The sequence below is a fragment of the Catenuloplanes japonicus genome (assembly GCF_000717135.1).
Classification (GTDB): Bacteria; Actinomycetota; Actinomycetes; order Mycobacteriales; family Micromonosporaceae; genus Catenuloplanes; species Catenuloplanes japonicus.
Map to the genome: position 1 here is coordinate 1 of NZ_JNXY01000091.1, position 752 is coordinate 752.

Here is a 752-nt window from a genome sequence, read left to right on the forward strand (position 1 = left end):
CAGCATCCGCGCCGCCGCCACGTAATCCTGGCTCTTCGCCGAGATCACCGACGAACGCATCACACGCGCCGCCGTGGTCCAGCCCAGGATGCCGAGCACGACCACGACCGCCAGCAGACCGGAGCTGCCACCGGTGTTACCGGTCGACAGACGCTTGCCGAGCACGATCGCGGCGAGCAGCAGCGGGATGCCGAGCACGATGTCGGTCAGCCGGGACAGGATCGCGTCCAACCAGCCACCGAAGAAGCCCGACGACAGGCCGAAGACCAGACCGATGCTGCTGGCCAGCGCCGTGGACAGCACACCCACCCAGATCGACGCACGCGCACCGTAGACCGTGCGGGCGTAGATGTCACAACCCTGGAAATCGAACCCGAACAGCGCCCAACCGGCCCCCGGCGCATGCTGGCGCGACAGCGCACAGTCCGCCGGGTCGTTCGGGGTGAACAGGGACGGGAACGCGGCCATCAGGATCACGATCAGCGCGATCGCGGACGCGAACCAGAACACCCAGTTCCGCCGCAGGTGGCACTTCGCCTCGCTCCGGTCTTCTCCCCGTGTCTGTCCTGTCGTGGGCCTACTCATAACGGATCCTCGGGTCGAGGACCGCGTAGAGCAGGTCGACGATCAGGTTGGCGAAGATGAAGACGATCACCAGGATGCTGACGAAGCTGACGACCAGCGGTCCGTCGCTCAGCGTGATGCCGCGGAACAGCTGCGACCCGACGCCCGGGACGTTGAAGACGCCCTCG

2 protein-coding genes are annotated in these 752 nt (G+C 66.8%); both read right to left on the bottom strand.

Annotated elements, in window-relative coordinates; all coding sequences use genetic code 11:
* On the bottom strand, positions 1–585 hold a 585-nt coding region (locus OP04_RS48115), incomplete at its 3' end, for an ABC transporter permease (protein ID WP_157241407.1).
* On the bottom strand, positions 578–752 hold a 175-nt coding region (locus OP04_RS48120), incomplete at its 5' end, for an ABC transporter permease subunit (RefSeq protein ID WP_033346810.1). The genes OP04_RS48120 and OP04_RS48115, both read right to left, overlap by 8 nt.